The following is a 16,557-nucleotide window of genomic DNA, read 5'->3' on the forward strand; positions in this document are numbered from 1 at the left end:
ACAATTATTTCCGAACATATAATGAACTCATTCATCAATGCTCAACCTCAGTAGTTATAAAGCCTCAATAAATTGCATGGACGACGGCTTTTTCAGGAATATTGTACTTTCTATTATAACAGTTATATATCCCTTCACAGCAAATACAAAAAAAGGAAACCACGAAATCACATAGCTCATTCCATGGCATTCCCTTTTGAAAATATATCATTACGTTATCAAGTGTGGATGATCCATAGTAGATGTACGAGAGTTTTTACATCTCTCACAACATTTTTTCATATCTATACTCCATCTATTCAATCCGGTGAGCATTGAAACATAATCTAACGATTGTTGTAATGGAAGACTCCCTCTAGGAAATACATGTTTACGTCCTCTTAGCAATGTATACACTTCTATTTCTTCCGCAGGGACCGAAACCTTTTCTATACGTGCGGAACTCGCTACCCTCGTTAATTCTTCGACGATTTTATTGTGAACACTCCAATAATGTAACGGATGATCGAAATCATCCATTTTTCGCGGCCAATGCCGTTCGATCAGATATTGTATGGAAATCTCTTTACGCACTTGAGGCGCAAGTGTATAGAAATCGTTAAGTGCATGACCTACAGCATACTGTGCTCGATGGCGCCAGTTAAGGTTGCTTGTGGAGCAAGTACATTTCTTAACGTTATCGCATCTAATCATTTCTTCAATCTCAAAGTCATGTATCTCTCTATCATTATCCATAAGTGCTCTTTGCCCTTTGCCTTTCCGCGTGGTCATCGTCTTTAAGATAAGGTGTTACAAACATCCGCAAAATTTATACCAAATACACGGCATGCATCTTGCTCTTCCTTGTATGGTCAGAATTCGATTTTAAGGCTTTTCTGAACTACACTCGCATGACATTCTTTTATTTTATTCTCTAATACATCTACAGTCCCACAATATATGCTATAAGTAGTGTCTCCACTACCAAAAACGGCTGCTCTGCTGCCGTTCAAATTAACTTCATCCATTTCTTCAGTGAAATCAAGGAATTCATCGGGTAACTCCCCATCCCCCCATGTATAAGCTCCAAGTACATAACCATCATATGATAGTAACTGTACAGCATTGCAATCATCTACACATTTCACATCAACACTTGCACCAGTCTGACGGATCCCATCAGCGATGAGTTCGGCCATTTCCTCTGTATTTCCGGTCAAGCTAGCATAAATCACGATAATTTTCGTCGTCATAATTATTTGACCCACTCTTCTACAAATATCTCTATACCCCATTTTCACTTATCCGATCTTTCACTACGCCAAGCTTTCTTTGTAAAGACTGCGTAACACTACATTAATTTGGTGATAAATAGAAGTATACATTTGTATATCTAGACATAGGTTTTAACTTTAGAGAACATGAGTATGATTAGTCTATTATCAAAGTTCTTTTGTAACAGATTCCTAATAGAACAATAAATTTCGGAGAGGAGTGCAATAATGAGGGGGATTGATTTCTTCAAACAATTATACAAGAAAATAAAAGATGACGATGTACAAGCCATTAGTGCCCAATTGACCTATTATTTAATTCTATCCGCCTTCCCTTTTCTCATTTTTATTATGACTCTAATAGGCTACGCGAATATTTCTATCGAAGATAAAGTTAGTACCTTAGAAGATATTGTGCCTGCTGAAGCCATCTCTATTATAGAGGAGATTCTCAAAGAAGTTGCTCAAGGTAGGAGCCAGACTATGCTCTCATTTGGTATGCTTGCTACTTTATGGGCTGCTTCAAGAGGGATTAATGCAATCATTAAAGGACTTAATAAAGCGTACGATATTGATGAGAATCGATCTTTCTGGAAAATACGGGGGATTTCTATACTAGCTACCCTTGTACTAAGCATCGTTATATTACTAAGTGGACTTCTACTCGTTTTTGGAGGATGGGTCGGAGATCAACTTTTCATCCTATTAAGCTACCCTTCCGGTTTTCGCGAAGTTTGGGGATTGCTTCAATATGTAGTTCCCCTTTTAGTCATGACTTCGGTATTCACATTGCTATATTATATTGCGCCAAGTCGTAAAATGACATTTAAAGAAGTGATCCCCGGAGCTATTTTTGCTACTATAGGTTGGATTACAACCTCTGTCTTATTCTCAACTTATGTGAACCGTTTTGGAGATTTCACAAGAACTTATGGAAGTTTGGGTGGTGTAATGATTCTTTTAATCTGGTTGTATATTAGCTCTATCATTATTCTGATCGGTGGGGAGATTAACGCTACTTTGGTATCTCGAAGAGAGAGCTGATTATGATAAAATGTTACAAACCCTTCGATTTAGGTTAATATTGTAAGTGCTTAAATATATATAAGATTCATAAAGGAGTGGGATTTTTGAAAAAAAGAATTAACATTATGATTGCCTTAGCTTTATCATCATCTCTTCTACTCACCGCTCTTCCTTTTAACACAGCAACAGTCGAGGCTGCATCTACAAAAAAAGCTCTAAATGTATCTTCCCAAGTCACGTATTATGGTGAAGTGAAGAACGGTAAACCTCATGGTAAAGGAACGATGAAATGGGGGACCAACAAAACGTATTCTGGGGACTGGATCAATGGTGTAAGAACAGGGCAAGGAAAATTCATTGCAACAACGAAGAAGGAGGATCTAACCACCTCTATCGTGTATACGGGAGATTGGAATCATGATCTAAAGAGTGGCAAAGGAAAGCTAATTGAGAAAATAACAGAATCAAGTGGTGTTCTCAAGTCAAGCAGCATCCAAACTGGTACGTATCACACGGATAAACTAGTGACCGGATACACTGTTACGCATGCCCTAGCCGATCCTCCCTATAGTTTCCGATACATCGCACCTAACTACTTATTGCAAGTGTATGGTGAAAGCAAAGATATTGAGAAAAATTTATTAGCGGGGCATATGTTCGATGTTGACTATCGTAAGGGAAACATTGTGAAGGAATTCTCTGTCTTTCCTGATGACAACAATGCCTCTTCTTTGAAGTATTTCAACAGCATCCGTAAAGAATTGAAGCCACATTTAGCTGAATTCGAGAGATTATCTAAATATGTAAAAGAGGGTATTAACGGCTAAAGAACAAGAATTGAACTGAGTCTTATTCACGTGATTCAATAGTAAGAAAAGGTAGAGCAGCATCTCCGACTGTACACTCGGAAGTGCTGCTCATTTTCCCTTTGTAATTTCTGCAACAATTAATTTATCAAGTACGTCTACAGAGATAAGAAAACCAAATCAATATAAAATTGGAGTGTAGTCATGATGAAAATCAAAACGATAGTAACCACCCTGTCCGTAGCTTCCATTCTCTCCTTCTCCATCGGAGGCCCGTTATTTGCAGCAGCGCTAGATTTCGCTGACATAAATAAAACGGTTGCTAAAGAAAAAATTGCCGCATTACACGATCAAGGCATTATTGAAGGCGTCACCGCTACCGAATTTAGACCTGAACATAAGCTTAGCAATGCTCAAGGTGTTCAACTGATCACAAAGGGTCTACAACTTAACTTGTATGCTATTGATTTCGTCAAAATTCCTCTAGCCAGTGATGTGTTCGCTAATATTGAGGATAATACTTGGTTCTCAGAAGCATTCATCAATGCCTTTTATAATGACATCGACCTTCCGAAAGATATTACCCCATCCAAGACCATGACTAAAGAGCAATTCACTTATTACTTAGTACGTGGAGTTGAGAAGGCTGGCAATTTACCTATGATTAATATTGTTCCTACGAACATCGCGGATGAGACTGATATTACCCCTTCTTACCAAGGGGCTGTTCAGCGCTCATTAACTTGGAAAATAAATACCCTTAACAGTGTAGATAAATTTAATCCTACTAGTGAAATTACCCGTGCTGAAGCAGCAGTTATGCTATTCAATGCGATTGAGTTCCTGAATGAACGTCAAGCATAGGTACAACAGTAGGATTACTATTTCTATAGCCTCATCATCCACCAGAATCTGCTTCACTCACAGTAAAAACACACCCCTTAAACGTTCATCGCTTCTACCTACCACAAGGTATCGATGCTCATTTAGGGGTGCATGATTAATTTACTTCATTTATGCCCATTTACCTTTCCGAAATACAGGTTCAATCGTTCCATCTGCCAGTTCACCATCAATCTCTAAATCAGCAGATCCAATCATGAAGTCCACATGCGTCAAACTGACATTTACACCTCTGGCTAGCAACTCTTCCTTGCTCATCTTCGTCCCGCCTACGATATTAACTGGATATGCACTCCCTAGTGCAAAGTGACAAGATGCATTCTCATCAATGCCTGTGTTATAAAAAATGCGGTTCATCTGCGAAATCGGTGAATCATGAGGTACAAGCGCCATTTCACCTAGATAAGATGCGCCTTCATCCGTATCTAGTAACGAGGTCAAATGCTCACGACCTGATGCAGCATCATATTCTACGACTCTACCTTCTTTAAAGACGAGCTTAATTCCTTCAACCAGTCGCCCATTTAAATTTAACGGAAGCGTGCTTCTTACGGTTCCATTCACACCTGTACGTAACGGCATGGTATAGATTTCTTCTGTTGGCATATTCGCCACAAAGTACACACCGCTCTCGTTCTCCCCGCCGCCGCCGGCCCACAAATGACCCTCTGGCATTTCGACATGTAGATCGGTTCCTGGGGCACGATAATGTAGACTCTTGTACCGTTTGGCATTCATTCGCTCGTGACTTTGCTGTAAATGATGGATATGTTCACGCCATGCCGCCACGGGATCTTCATGATCAACGCGGTTCATCAGGAATACGGCATCCCACATCGCCGATACACGTTCTTCTTCTGGGAGGTCAGCGAATACTTTATTAGCCCAAGCCACTGTCGGGGCTTTAATCAAGGACCAACTTATTTCATTATTTCTTACATAACCTTGGTAAGTCTCACGTGCTACTGCCGCCGCTCTTACCGCTGTGGATACTTTGGATGAGTCAATGTCCTTAAACAGTTCTGGATTAGGCACTTTTATATGTAGAATTGCCCCTCCCCCTTCAGCCAACTGCTCCATCATATCTGCCTGCCACTTGGGGTAGTATCCGAAAGAATCATCCGAAGCTTTCTCATATCGAATACGAGTGACCTGTTCATCTTCCCACTCCACCTGTACATATTTTGCTCCAGCCTCATATGCTTTGGACACGATAAGTCTTGTCAGATCTACAGTCTCTATTGGGGACTGAACAATTAAGACTTGTCCAGGTTGTATATTCACGCCTACTTTCACGACTAGTTCAGCATATTTATCTAACATCCTATCGAACTCTTTCATCATCAAATTCCTCCATAATATTAAAGATTCACCCTACTTTGACGTATTTGATACTACAACTAACCATCCACAAACCGATCCCAACCCTCGGCCAAATGTTCATGTACCCACCGGGTATGATCCTCGTTCTCATACTTACGAGAGTAACATTCAATAACAAGAATCAGATCTAGATATAGATCATAAAGCAATCTTCGTTCTCTCTCCTTCGGACTATCGCATCGGCTGCCATATCCCTGAAAGAAAGCTTCTGAGTTCTCAAAATGACGGAAATAATACTCTAGTAGTGGATCTCCCCAGAGCGCTCTTTCCCAATCAATAATGGCACTAATCTTTCCGTCTTTTACAAATAAGTTACCATTCCATAGATCCCAATGGACTAGGCAAGGATCGGTCACCTTGTCTAGAATAAATAACCGCTGTAAGATTTCTTCTTCGATCGTTTCATAAGGAGCAGGCATTTGTGCACCTAAACGTCGCCCATCGGCTAGCAAATCCACGATCATTTGCCTGAAATTCTCACGCCAAGTCACTACATCAGGTTGTTGTTTCGGATTAAAATATCCGAACCTCTCTCCGCGGACTTCGTTAATCAGCCGGCTATATTCTCCGAGTTCGTTCTCAATGTCGTTCCGTTCCTCTGATGACAAGCTGTCTTTGACTTGATTGTATGGCTGTCCATCTATTTTCTCCATGAGGAAATATTCGAAATCGATCAGTGCATGGCTATAGTCATAACCATATACTTCAGGTACCGGTATGGTTCCTAAGTTAGCCATAAGAGCAAGCGCTTCTACCTCAGTCCTCATAATGTTCTTCTCACAGCTCAACGTTTCAACTTCATTTGAGGGTGCAACCTTCAATATAACAGACATTCCGCCCCCTAATTCAAGGTCGTATCCTGTATTGAACCAGCCGTCTGTTAACTCTCTGCTATTCACAATTACTGTATCTTTTCCGAAGGCCGCTTTGATTACAATATCGAGTTGATCATTCGTTAATTTTGTTTTCGACAGACTCTCCACTGACGACACCACCAACTTAAAGTATCCCCATAGCTATGGAACCTGCTGTTATTGTAAATGAATTCGATATATTGAACAAGAATAATCAATTCAGAATATACCCTGGATTTCGATCGCTATGGATCTGGATATGGATATTGCAATCATTAAGCGAACTTAAGACACCTCTTCGACAGAGGTGCCTAGTTCATCAGTTCATTGCTCAGCGGTAAGCGATCCCACTCTACCTACTCGAATCATTCATATGACCTGCTATGGAGCTAAGGAGACTTTGTAATACTCGTAAGATTTCTTACTCTAACGGTATCATCACCTTTAACGGCTTCATCTGTGTACTCAATTTGAACAAGATCATCTTCTTTAAGCTTATCAATATCGAGTTGTAGTTCCTCACCAAATTGGAAATTCTCAGCCTTACCATCGATCAAAATCTCAACCGTGTGGCTATCTGCTAATCCAACAAAGGTTCCCGTGCTTTTTTGTATTACCGGCTCTTCCCTCAGAACATCAGTTTCACTTGTTCCATCAGAAGAAGTTCCTGTAGCATTGGTTTCAATTGAATTTGACGTATCTAATGTTGTGTCCTTACTACAAGCAGAAAGAACAACAATAATAGATAAAAGTGAGATCATTATAAATAAGGATTTACGCTTAGTGGATACAAGTCTGTGCAATAGAATCACCTCTGGGTTGATATTATATTTAGGTTAGCCGAGATTGTCTCACCTTATATAATTACCCAATAATACGAAAAAGACTCGCAAAATTCAAAGATTTCCACAACATGCTCACAGTATGAGTAAGTCATAAAATATGAAGAATTGTAAGATGAAGTGCGACAGCCCCCACTCGTAGAAAACGGATATCCAGGGCGAAAATTCTCATCATTTTCAATCATTTGCTGTATGTTCTAAACACAAAAATGTCAAAAGGCAGGTTTATCCTCCTGCCTTTTGACGGTTTTGATACTTACGTTCTAAACTGTTTGTTCCTTACGGAATAACGTACATAACAATTGCGAGAGTAACACGATTATCACACAGAATAGTGCACCAGCTACAGTATATCTGAAATCTAAATAGCTGAAATCCATCTGTAACAAGTTGACGGCCGGAAAAACCGCTACAATACCGATCAAGGTCATCACGCGATAGGTTTTTAGCACAATCTCGTTACCGTTAGTTGCCCATACGATAGAATTAGCCAAATACAAAAACGCCGCTATTCCTAGAAATATGGTAAGAAGAGAAGACACGATACTGATGCTCCAGACAAGATGAAACCCTAATACGGTAAATAATAATAAAATGATACATCCGTTCATTAAGGTCATAACCATGACCTTGAGCATAGCGAACAACCACACAGCAACAATAATTTTTGTTGATTTGGACACAGCAACAAATAAGTAACTTAGATTTTTCTCACTTTTTTCTTTGGTAAAGAACTGTAATAGATGTGGTATACCTACATAGAGGCAAAATACGATTGCAGAAGCATGAAGGCCAACGGCAATCAACGCATTCGAAAACATAAGTCTGTACTCCAGCGTCTCATTCAGAATATGCAACAACGGTACCAAACCATCAATATTCAGCCCAATCCTTTGTTCCAAATTTCCTAATTGACCAATAGAAAGAACCAAGAATAAACCAAGTAGTAAAAGCTGCATTGTCAGTGATCTTTTGATATTCATTGTGTGCAAATCTTTTCTCATTAGCGATACAAGCATATACTTCCCTCCTTCACTCCAACCAGCTTAACTTATATGGCTAACAGATTTTTTTGTCTTCTTATAGAACTCCTCTAAGGTGTGTTTTTTCTTGAAAAACTCATCTACCTTAATGCCGTGTTCCATAAGCGTCCTTAGCGGATGAGGCACAAGGTCCATCTGAACGGTGAAGGTCACGGAACGATCATCATGCGTAACAACATTCATTCCTTGTATAGCAGCCATAGCTTCGGCCGTCTTTCCAGGATCACTGGTTGTTACAATATATTGCTCACTACTTCCGACAATGTCCTGCAGGCGCTGATCGGCTATTATGCAGCCTTGCTGTATCATGACAACCTGATCAGCTATTTTTTCAATATCAAACAAATCATGAGAACTAATAAATACTGCTGTTCCCTGTTCTGTACAAATTTCCTTCAGCTTATCTCGCAACAATATTCTGGCATCCGGATCAAGCCCGTTAAAGGGCTCATCTAGTATAAGTAACTCTGGATCATGCAAAAGCTCACGAATCAACATAAGTTTTTGCTTCATTCCTTTAGAATAACGGCCTACCGGCTCTGTAGACTGAAGTTCGAAATGTTTCGTAAGCCGTTCAAAACGTTTAGCAATCGTAAGCTTATCTAACCCACGTATACGCCCAAAAAAAAGTATATGCTCCCAAGCGTTAAGCTCACTATATAAACCACCTTCATCCAGTACCACACCAACACGGTTTCTCGTTTGCTGGTTCATCTTATAAGCCAACTGTCCGAAGACGCTACACTGACCTTCCGTAGGAGGATACAAACCGATAATAGAACGAATGGTAGATGTTTTCCCTGCTCCGTTCTCTCCAATGAAAGCGCATATCTGTTTCTGATTCACAAGCAAATTAACCTTGTTTAATATGGACTTTCCTTGAAGAGTTAAATTCAAATTTTTCACTTCAATGACCGGACCTGCCATATTTACCCTACCCCCTTGGTTTTCCCGAAATGATCCGGTTCATGTGTAATTGTGAACAATGGTCTTGTTTACTGTCTCCTCAAGATGAACTATTCGACCATATATGGTAATATATTCTATGAATATCATAAATCATTAGTTTAATATTTAGTATAAAATTTGTTACACTAGTACACCAAGAACCAGCGAGTTGTAAGGGAATAACACTAGGATTAGGCGAAAGTAGCTTGGACAACTTTCGAGTTAAATCCTTTGTCAGCACCTGTGGGCAAAGATAACTTGGAAGAGCTGATTCGTGGAGGGATCATGTTGAATACAATAAATGAACAAGACTTAATTCATCTTGTTAAAGATGACGAATGGATGATGGATATACTAATCGCTGCAAAATCTTTGAATTTACCTGATTGGTGGGTCTGTGCTGGATTTCTGCGTTCCAAGATTTGGGATGTGCTTCATGGTTTCACTGAAAGAACGCCCATGCCAGATGTAGATGTAATCTATTTCGATAACAGCAATCTAGATGAACATATAGAAAAGGAATTGGAAAAGAAACTACGAACTATGAACCCAAACATTCCTTGGTCAGTCAAAAATGAAGCGAGAATGCATTTAGTCAATAACTTGCTCCCTTACTCTTCATCCGTTGATGCGATCTCAAAGTTTCCAGAAACAGCAACAGCTTTGGGGCTTAAGTTAGATGACCAATATAATGTTATCTTAGCAGCGCCTTACGGCATTGAAGATCTGGTTAACTTGGAGTTAAAACCTACAGCGTTCTTTGCAGAGTCAAGCGAAAGAGTTCTCATTTATGAAGAACGTATTGTAAAGAAGAATTGGCAAGCTGTTTGGGATAAACTAAAGGTTACTCATCTCTAGCAAAATACTTACCGTCCTATATATGCCAAACAAAGCCAACGGTTATCCGCTGGCTTTGTTTACATACTCATTGGTCAATTTCGTAGCGAGAATTACAAGAATCATCCAGTTATTCAAATCCAGTATGGAACTTGTTCTCAATGGAAGATGAATGTTTGGACTCGCCCTTACGCTGCTTCTCTTCTTTCTTCTCCATCGTCAGATCTTCCATAGGTATAGGGTCTACCATTACTTCAGAGAGAGCTTTCCCAAACAGAACCTATTCTAATCCCAGCTTATCTTGATCCTATATTGATTCTTTTATTGGATCTATTCTTGAATCACCCTATTTAAATGCACTCACACTCAAACCTACAAATGAAACACGCTTCCCTTCCGGATGGCTAATCTGAATTGTCCGTTCCTCATTAGGCAGTAGGTCAAAGTAATTATCGCTAAAGCGAACGCGACCTTGCGGTAAATCGATTGTTACCATACGTGCTAAAGTACCTTCTGCTGTTATGCTTACAGTCTGCAATACCTCATCTATTACGACTGTTAATTCCGAAGCCTTCATGAGCAAGTCCTTCTGATCTCGTAGATAATAGAGATTATCTGGTGCAGCAAATCCGTCTGCGGATAGCTTGACCACCACCTGTTCAGCTGAATAACCGTTAAGGATTTCCACTTCATCCACATGACCTAGACTACTAGCTGCATTACTCTCGATACTAGCATCGAAGTCTTTACGATATACTTCCTTACCTTCAAAATTAATCACTTGTAATGTCACTTTTCCCTCATATGAGTCTATTGTATCGTTCACAACCCATAGTTCAAGTGACTCACCCGGCACATGATTAATAGATAACAATAGTGGATGATAGAATTTTTTGGCATAATAGTAAGAAGCCTTAGGTAACAACTCATAATCAATCATCGACCAACTCGTTCCTGGCCAACTATCATTCAATTGCCAAATCAACGTACCACTTGTCCGTTTCTTATTGCGCCGGAAATGCTCAACGCCATATTTCAACCCTTCGGCTTGTGTCAACATTGAGAAAGCCATATACTCTTCAATGGTTTGCGGAATCCCTGTATACCCTTCCATCAACAGAATTCCCTTCTGATGATTCGTGTCCTTATTCCGATATGCCATCTCTACACTACCCCAATAGAACTGTCCTTCAGGGATATTCTTCTCTAACGTGTAGCGGTTGGCTGAAGCGTGCATCCCAAATTCACTATTAAACAAGGTGAAGTCTTTTTTGAAGTTTTTGAAAGTTACACCTTCAATGCTATAATCCAGCACAGGCTGATCTCCGAATTGCCGTGGATACACGGACCCATGCCATACCTGCCAATTATGCCGATCCCCCACATTTGGATCATTATCATCATTCCCACCGTAAGGCGAAGAAGGCCAGTATGCACGGCTATCATCTAACTCTTCAAGCACTTCAGGAATCAATTCATGATAAATGCTTCTGCCATAGAATGGCGTCGTAATATCACCGCTAGATGATTTCATATCATATAACCAATCAATCTCATTGTTCCCACACCATAAGGCTAGAGAAGCATGATTCCGTAATCTTTTGACATTATAAATGACTTCGTTCCTTACATTCTCCATGAAATCTTTATTGAAGTCTGGAAATAACGCATTAGCAAACGCGAAATCCTGCCATACGAGTACACCACGTCGATCACATTCGTTATAAAAAATGTCCTTCTCATATATTCCGCCTGCCCACACTCGAATCATATTCATATGACCTTCAATAGCCAGATCAATCAGCTCACAATACTTTGCATCAGGTGCAGAACCGATGAAATGATCTACGGGTATCCAGTTGGCACCCTTTGCAAACACTTTGGCACCATTCAGCAGAAAAGCAAAGCTAGGATTATCGCTCTCGTCTATTAATTCCAGTTCGATTGTACGGATACCGAGAGATTGCTTGTGACTATCTACTTTCTCTCCATCGGCGAGTAGGTTAACTTGTAATTCATATAAATAAGGATCACCTAAATCATGTGTCCACCAAAGCTGAGGAGAATCCACGAGTATAACCTCACACTCTACATGAAGATGTTTGTGATAAGATTTCACATCTATATCCACTAAGATTGTTGCTTCATCCGATCCAGCATCTACGGTTCTAGCAAATATGGTATCAAGCTTAGCGACCCTCTTCCGCTCTATACGGACATTTCCCCAGATCCCGACCGTGACCATACGTGGACCCCAATCCCAACCAAAGTTCATCGCAGCTTTACGGAGCCACGGACGTTCTTTCGTATAAGATGACCATTGGAACAGTTCCTTCTGCTCATGATGCATACGTAATGGGTCAAATTTCACTGCGATACAGTTCCAGCCGTTCCGGATAATACGAGTCACATCAAAGGTATGGGCCATCAGCATATTCCTTGTGGTCCCCACTTCAAGTCCATTCACGAATACGGTTGCAAAAGTATCTAAACCTTCAAAAATCAATTCATGTCGTTCATCCGACTTCTCTTGGACTACATAGTTAAACTGTCCCCGATACCACCATTCTTGATCTTCAATCCAAAGACTCTTCGCATCGTTATGTCCAAAATACGGATCATCAATAATATTTCTCTCTATAAGAGCGCTATGTACATCACCTGGGACGCTCGCACTTATCCAGAAACGATCATCGAATCCAGGAAAAGCAAGTTCAAAGGGTCTCATCTGTCCTACTGGGAAATGCTGAATCTTCCAATCCGCAGCTATTTGCATTCGCTCCATCTCCTTAAAGGTATTAGCAAGTTGTGTTTTCACGAAATTCACTAGGCGTTTTGCCTGTATGTTTATTAAATATTTTACTAAAGTATTTAACATCACCATAACCAATTTGTGCAGCCACGTCACTAACTTTAGCAGGTGATTCAGATATAATCTCCATCGCGCGTTGTATCTTGATACGGGTTACGAAATCTCCAAAGGTTGCCCCTGTCTCTTTCTTGAAGACATCGCTTAAGTGATTCGGATGCACATGAACATGTCTCGCGACACGTTGAAGGCTAACGTCATGCTCTAAATTCACCTCAATAAAAGCTCTCGCTTTGTTGATATGCGCAGCTTGACCTTCACCCATATGCGTGTGATACATGCTCATGACGCTATATAGTTGTTGGAACAATTCATCTTTAGAAACAGTCGTCATGTGGGTTTGCAGTTGGCCGGATCGTCCTTCAGGATGTTCCCTCGCCCCGTAACCTTTAATAATCGATCTAACCAGCGTTGTGATAATATCGTAACGGATTGGATGGAAGCTGCTAGTGATTCTAGTGTTAATTGTGGATCATCGATCAATTCTTGAATATACTGCTGGACCCAATTCTTTAGCGCGACCACGTCATTCTCTAGAAGGATCGTGAATAAACGTTGTTCCTCTTCTCTAGTACAAATGCTCTTGCCACCCGACCGTTGCTTGATGTCATCATAACCCCATATTTTCTTATTCAGGAATGATTTATATCCTATCGTATATTCGGCTGATCTATAAGATTCATGAAGTTCCTCCGAAACTTAACAGACACGCCTACCGCAACATAAAGGATACACTTAAGCAAACGTTCTATTTTATGACAAATGAATTGATCATGTTGAAAATCACTATTCCATTGAAATGTGTTAGGGGTCAAATTACAGCTCCAGGGTAGACAAATATAAGGTTCGCTTCTAATGCTCTTATTCTCTATACTAACGAAAACCCAAGTGTCTGTCCTGTTGGACGTTCACTTGGGTTAATATAACCGACTATAGCTATCATTTTAGGCACTCATGTTACGCTTGGTCAATGATTGTCATTCTGTCCGTTGCGGGTACTCTGTTCTGCGGATTCGGAACTTGAGCTGCATAACCCACATGTAAGCTGCCTACAACTTTTTCACCTGGTTGAACACCTACGGCTTCTCTGAAGGCTGCTTCATGCATAAATCCATAACTCTCCCATACCATACCAATTCCCTGTTCCCAAGCAAGTAAACCGAAATTCTGAATGACACAGCTCGTTGCAGCATAATCTTCTTCTCTAATCGCAATCACTGGGTTTTCTTTCATCACAACAATGACAAACATCGGAACATTCATCATTTTATGATAGAAATTCGTTCCCGCTTCTTTGGCTTTCTCAGGATCACTTTTCAAGAGACCCTTCCCTTTGGGGTTGATTTCTGCGATGCGCTTCCGTCCTTCTCCGTGTACAATAACAAAACGCCAGGGTTGAGTCATTCTGTGGTTAGGTGCCCATACAGCCGTATCCAGCATGTCTTTAACGATTTCCAGAGAAACCTCGCGTTCCTCAAATCGATGAATTGATCTTCTTGCTCTAATGAGTTGTGATAACTCCATATTATGATTCCTCCTCGGACGGACAACCTAACGATTTCTGTTGCTGATTCATTGTAAATGATAATCTTTATCATTCTAATTTATGAATACTGAAATGTCCAATCTTTTTCACAAACTGCTCGCAATGATTCCCTGGTTAGTTGCTATTGCTATCTTAGAAAAACCATCGAAGTAACATCATACAAACAAGTCCAACGATAACAGTGCCTAGTAGACTTCGAGTCCATATGGCAACTGCAAATGTAGGTAGCGCAGCCATCCAATCCAATCGGTTGTTAACGAACGCGAACTGCCCCTCTGAAATGAACAGTTCTTGGGCAATTAAGGCTGACATGACAGCAACCGGGATATATTGTAGCCAACGAATCAGACCCATCGGTAATTGCATTCGACTTAGGATAACCAACGGCAGCACACGCGGAATAAACGTGACCAGAGCTGAACCGAGAATAATAATTAAGATACTCCATCTGATTTCCATCTTTCAAACACAACTCCTATCGTCGAACTTAGTACGGCCGCCACAATAATCCCCATACTACCGTCAATCATATAACTGGCACCAATCACGATAAGTACCGAACTTAATGCCACGATCATATGTACGAACAACTTTTTACTATTATGCAATTGAAGTACAAGTAAGCCAATAAACATAGCCGGCAGGGCAAAATCGAGTCCAAATGCTTCTGGATTAGGAATCCATTTACCAAGCAATCCTCCTGCAATCGTTGCCAACAACCAGTTAAGATACGCTGTAATATTTAATCCTAGCATCCATTTATATCCGAGGGTCTTCCCACTTGAGACCCGATTCATAGCCACACCGAACGTCTCATCTGTTAATTGAGAACCGATCACTAGATTATTTCAAGCCGAAAGTCGCTTGAATTGGGGAGCAAGTGCAGCGCTTAATAGAAGATGACGTAGATTAATGAAAAAAATAGTAAAGATGATCGCGGACACGGAAGAGCTTGCAGCAATCATACCCGCGGCGATAAACTGTCCAGAGCCCGCATAGAGTAATGCACTCATGAGCGCTATTTCAGCTATACTGAGCCCTGAGGTATTTCCTACAACTCCTGCCGCAAATCCAATACTTAAATATCCTAACAATGTAGGTACACAATCCTTAACACCCTGTAAGAAGCTATCTAGTGAATTTAAAGTCTGCTGATCGATTCCCCGATTTATATCCATGTATCTTAACCTCTTTAATATTTTTTTGATAGGAAGAGCCCATTCACGATTAGAAAAAGGGTAAATCCTAAGATCTACCCTTTTTAGCAGTACACGATTGTAAGTGAACGTATAGATGATTTCTATTTCCACCCCATATTAACGGTGTTGTTCGTAGCGATCTTCTTTACTATTCTGACGAATGAACGATACTTCCTTCTCTGATAGTGGTGCAGTATCGCCAGCTGCAATGTTATCTAGAAGTTGTTGTAATGAACTAGCGCCCGGTATGACCACCGCGACTGCGGGATCTGATAACACATATCGAAGAGCAATGTGCGCCATACTCCGATGTTCATGAACTAGGGATTGTAATCCTTTACGTAAGCGCTGAAGTTCTTCCGCGCTATAGTTCATATATTTCTTTTCTACTTTACGATCCCCAGCAGCAGATAAGATCCCTTTAGCAATGGGTCCTCGAACAATCATACTCATACCATGATCTGCTAATAAGGGTAGAATCTCCTCTTCGGGACGTCGGTCTAGAATACTGTACTGACTCATCACACTTACTAGGTTAGATTTCTGAATATACTCACGAATCACATTGGGACGGATCGATGAAATCCCATAATAACGAATAAGCCCCTCTTGTTTTAATTGTTCAAAAGCTTCAATCGTCTCATCAATGGGATCTTCCAAAGTTCCACCATGTAATTGATATAGATCAATATAATCAGTCTGCAAACGTCGCAGACTTTCTTTAACTTCAGCGATGATATATTTCTTAGACGCGTCCCAGATCCAGTTATCTTGACCTTCAACACGACGATTTCCAACCTTAGTACTGAGTATGACTTGATCACGACGACCTTGAATAGCCTTTCCTACGATTTCTTCATTCCGCCCCGCATCGTATAAATCAGAGGTGTCTAAGAAATTCACACCCTGTTCCAAAGCTTGATGTATCAATGGTATGGCGGATGACTCGTCTGTCCCGAGTGACATACAGCCCAGACCTACCTCACTTACAAATAGATCTGATGATCCCAATTGTCTTTGCTTCATCTTCATACCCCTTTCAATGACG

16 protein-coding genes and 2 pseudogenes are annotated in these 16,557 nt (G+C 40.5%); 4 read left to right on the forward strand and 14 right to left on the reverse strand.

From position 1 onward, the window contains the following. Positions 1-210: 210 nt before the first annotated feature. Entirely contained in the window at positions 211-735 is a 525-nt protein-coding gene (locus tag J2T13_RS11245) for a hypothetical protein (RefSeq protein WP_429371244.1), read from the reverse strand. 119 nt (positions 736-854) lie between these two features. After that, positions 855-1,232 (reverse strand): annotated as a pseudogene (locus J2T13_RS11250) (flavodoxin); the annotation flags it as partial. A 249-nt stretch (positions 1,233-1,481) separates the two neighbouring features. On the opposite strand from J2T13_RS11250, the gene J2T13_RS11255 reads away from it, so the two are divergent. The 3 genes from J2T13_RS11255 to J2T13_RS11265 all read left to right on the forward strand — a co-directional run bounded on the left by J2T13_RS11255 (position 1,482) and on the right by J2T13_RS11265 (position 3,949). Further along, the gene (locus tag J2T13_RS11255) at positions 1,482-2,297 is read left to right on the forward strand and encodes a YihY/virulence factor BrkB family protein (RefSeq protein WP_429371246.1); all 816 of its coding nucleotides are present in this window, start codon (positions 1,482-1,484) and stop codon (positions 2,295-2,297) included. An 86-nt stretch (positions 2,298-2,383) separates the two neighbouring features. After that, a complete protein-coding gene (locus J2T13_RS11260; protein ID WP_429371248.1) occupies positions 2,384-3,106 on the forward strand; it encodes a hypothetical protein in 723 nt (240 codons plus the stop codon). Positions 3,107-3,289: 183 nt separating this feature from the next. Then, positions 3,290-3,949, forward strand: coding sequence for an S-layer homology domain-containing protein (locus J2T13_RS11265; protein ID WP_429371250.1), 660 nt, complete (start codon positions 3,290-3,292; stop codon positions 3,947-3,949). A gap of 150 nt (positions 3,950-4,099) precedes the next feature. Here J2T13_RS11265 and J2T13_RS11270 read toward each other — a convergent pair whose 3' ends face one another. The 5 genes from J2T13_RS11270 to J2T13_RS11290 all read right to left on the reverse strand — a co-directional run bounded on the left by J2T13_RS11270 (position 4,100) and on the right by J2T13_RS11290 (position 9,037). Further along, positions 4,100-5,329 (reverse strand): aminopeptidase, encoded by a 1,230-nt coding sequence (locus tag J2T13_RS11270; RefSeq protein WP_429371328.1) that lies wholly within the window; start codon positions 5,327-5,329, stop codon positions 4,100-4,102. 59 nt (positions 5,330-5,388) lie between these two features. Then, entirely contained in the window at positions 5,389-6,354 is a 966-nt protein-coding gene (locus tag J2T13_RS11275; RefSeq protein WP_429371252.1) for a phosphotransferase family protein, read from the reverse strand. Positions 6,355-6,614: 260 nt separating this feature from the next. Beyond that, positions 6,615-6,986 (reverse strand): hypothetical protein, encoded by a 372-nt coding sequence (locus tag J2T13_RS11280; protein WP_429371254.1) that lies wholly within the window; start codon positions 6,984-6,986, stop codon positions 6,615-6,617. Positions 6,987-7,330: 344 nt separating this feature from the next. Beyond that, positions 7,331-8,086, reverse strand: a complete 756-nt coding sequence (locus J2T13_RS11285; RefSeq protein ID WP_429371256.1) for a hypothetical protein — start codon at positions 8,084-8,086, stop codon at positions 7,331-7,333. 27 nt (positions 8,087-8,113) lie between these two features. Beyond that, positions 8,114-9,037, reverse strand: a complete 924-nt coding sequence (locus J2T13_RS11290) for an ABC transporter ATP-binding protein (RefSeq protein WP_429371258.1) — start codon at positions 9,035-9,037, stop codon at positions 8,114-8,116. Positions 9,038-9,343: 306 nt separating this feature from the next. Between J2T13_RS11290 and J2T13_RS11295 the strand changes: the two genes are divergently transcribed. Continuing rightward, the gene (locus tag J2T13_RS11295) at positions 9,344-9,916 is read left to right on the forward strand and encodes a nucleotidyltransferase family protein (RefSeq protein ID WP_429371260.1); all 573 of its coding nucleotides are present in this window, start codon (positions 9,344-9,346) and stop codon (positions 9,914-9,916) included. A gap of 325 nt (positions 9,917-10,241) precedes the next feature. Here J2T13_RS11295 and J2T13_RS11300 read toward each other — a convergent pair whose 3' ends face one another. The 7 genes and pseudogenes from J2T13_RS11300 to J2T13_RS11330 form a co-directional block, all read right to left on the reverse strand. Continuing rightward, positions 10,242-12,671, reverse strand: a complete 2,430-nt coding sequence (locus J2T13_RS11300) for a beta-mannosidase (RefSeq protein ID WP_429371330.1) — start codon at positions 12,669-12,671, stop codon at positions 10,242-10,244. Positions 12,672-12,693: 22 nt separating this feature from the next. Next, on the reverse strand, positions 12,694-13,098 hold the full coding sequence (locus J2T13_RS11305) for a helix-turn-helix transcriptional regulator (protein WP_429371262.1): 405 nt from the start codon (positions 13,096-13,098) through the stop codon (positions 12,694-12,696). Next, positions 13,095-13,289: a hypothetical protein gene (locus J2T13_RS11310; RefSeq protein ID WP_429371264.1), complete on the reverse strand. Its 195-nt coding sequence runs from the start codon at positions 13,287-13,289 to the stop codon at positions 13,095-13,097. Before J2T13_RS11310 ends, J2T13_RS11305 begins: the two co-directional genes overlap by 4 nt. A 432-nt stretch (positions 13,290-13,721) precedes the next feature. Beyond that, a complete protein-coding gene (locus J2T13_RS11315) occupies positions 13,722-14,288 on the reverse strand; it encodes a nitroreductase family protein (RefSeq protein WP_429371266.1) in 567 nt (188 codons plus the stop codon). A 154-nt stretch (positions 14,289-14,442) separates the two neighbouring features. After that, entirely contained in the window at positions 14,443-14,769 is a 327-nt protein-coding gene (locus J2T13_RS11320; protein ID WP_429371268.1) for an AzlD domain-containing protein, read from the reverse strand. After that, a pseudogene (locus tag J2T13_RS11325) lies at positions 14,745-15,488 on the reverse strand (AzlC family ABC transporter permease). The gene J2T13_RS11320 and the pseudogene J2T13_RS11325 overlap by 25 nt, the downstream one beginning before the upstream one ends. A gap of 138 nt (positions 15,489-15,626) precedes the next feature. Next, the gene (locus J2T13_RS11330) at positions 15,627-16,535 is read right to left on the reverse strand and encodes an aldo/keto reductase (RefSeq protein ID WP_429371270.1); all 909 of its coding nucleotides are present in this window, start codon (positions 16,533-16,535) and stop codon (positions 15,627-15,629) included. Positions 16,536-16,557 lie beyond the last annotated feature (22 nt).

The sequence above is a fragment of the Paenibacillus sp. DS2015 genome (assembly GCF_050433705.1).
Lineage (GTDB): Bacteria > Bacillota > Bacilli > Paenibacillales > Paenibacillaceae > Paenibacillus_AQ.

Excerpts from the sequence above, each read along its gene's own strand:
- J2T13_RS11245 (WP_429371244.1), bottom strand. The coding sequence starts at position 735 with ATGGATAATGATAGAGAGATACATGACTTTGAGATTGAAGAAATGATT.
- J2T13_RS11290 (WP_429371258.1), bottom strand. The coding sequence starts at position 9,037 with ATGGCAGGTCCGGTCATTGAAGTGAAAAATTTGAATTTAACTCTTCAA.
- J2T13_RS11295 (WP_429371260.1), top strand. The coding sequence starts at position 9,344 with ATGTTGAATACAATAAATGAACAAGACTTAATTCATCTTGTTAAAGAT.
- J2T13_RS11265 (WP_429371250.1), top strand. The coding sequence starts at position 3,290 with ATGATGAAAATCAAAACGATAGTAACCACCCTGTCCGTAGCTTCCATT.
- J2T13_RS11255 (WP_429371246.1), top strand. The coding sequence starts at position 1,482 with ATGAGGGGGATTGATTTCTTCAAACAATTATACAAGAAAATAAAAGAT.
- J2T13_RS11285 (WP_429371256.1), bottom strand. The coding sequence starts at position 8,086 with ATGCTTGTATCGCTAATGAGAAAAGATTTGCACACAATGAATATCAAA.
- J2T13_RS11280 (WP_429371254.1), bottom strand. The coding sequence starts at position 6,986 with ATGATCTCACTTTTATCTATTATTGTTGTTCTTTCTGCTTGTAGTAAG.
- J2T13_RS11320 (WP_429371268.1), bottom strand. The coding sequence starts at position 14,769 with ATGGAAATCAGATGGAGTATCTTAATTATTATTCTCGGTTCAGCTCTG.
- J2T13_RS11305 (WP_429371262.1), bottom strand. The coding sequence starts at position 13,098 with ATGACGACTGTTTCTAAAGATGAATTGTTCCAACAACTATATAGCGTC.
- J2T13_RS11315 (WP_429371266.1), bottom strand. The coding sequence starts at position 14,288 with ATGGAGTTATCACAACTCATTAGAGCAAGAAGATCAATTCATCGATTT.
- J2T13_RS11330 (WP_429371270.1), bottom strand. The coding sequence starts at position 16,535 with ATGAAGCAAAGACAATTGGGATCATCAGATCTATTTGTAAGTGAGGTA.
- J2T13_RS11300 (WP_429371330.1), bottom strand. The coding sequence starts at position 12,671 with ATGCAAATAGCTGCGGATTGGAAGATTCAGCATTTCCCAGTAGGACAG.
- J2T13_RS11270 (WP_429371328.1), bottom strand. The coding sequence starts at position 5,329 with ATGAAAGAGTTCGATAGGATGTTAGATAAATATGCTGAACTAGTCGTG.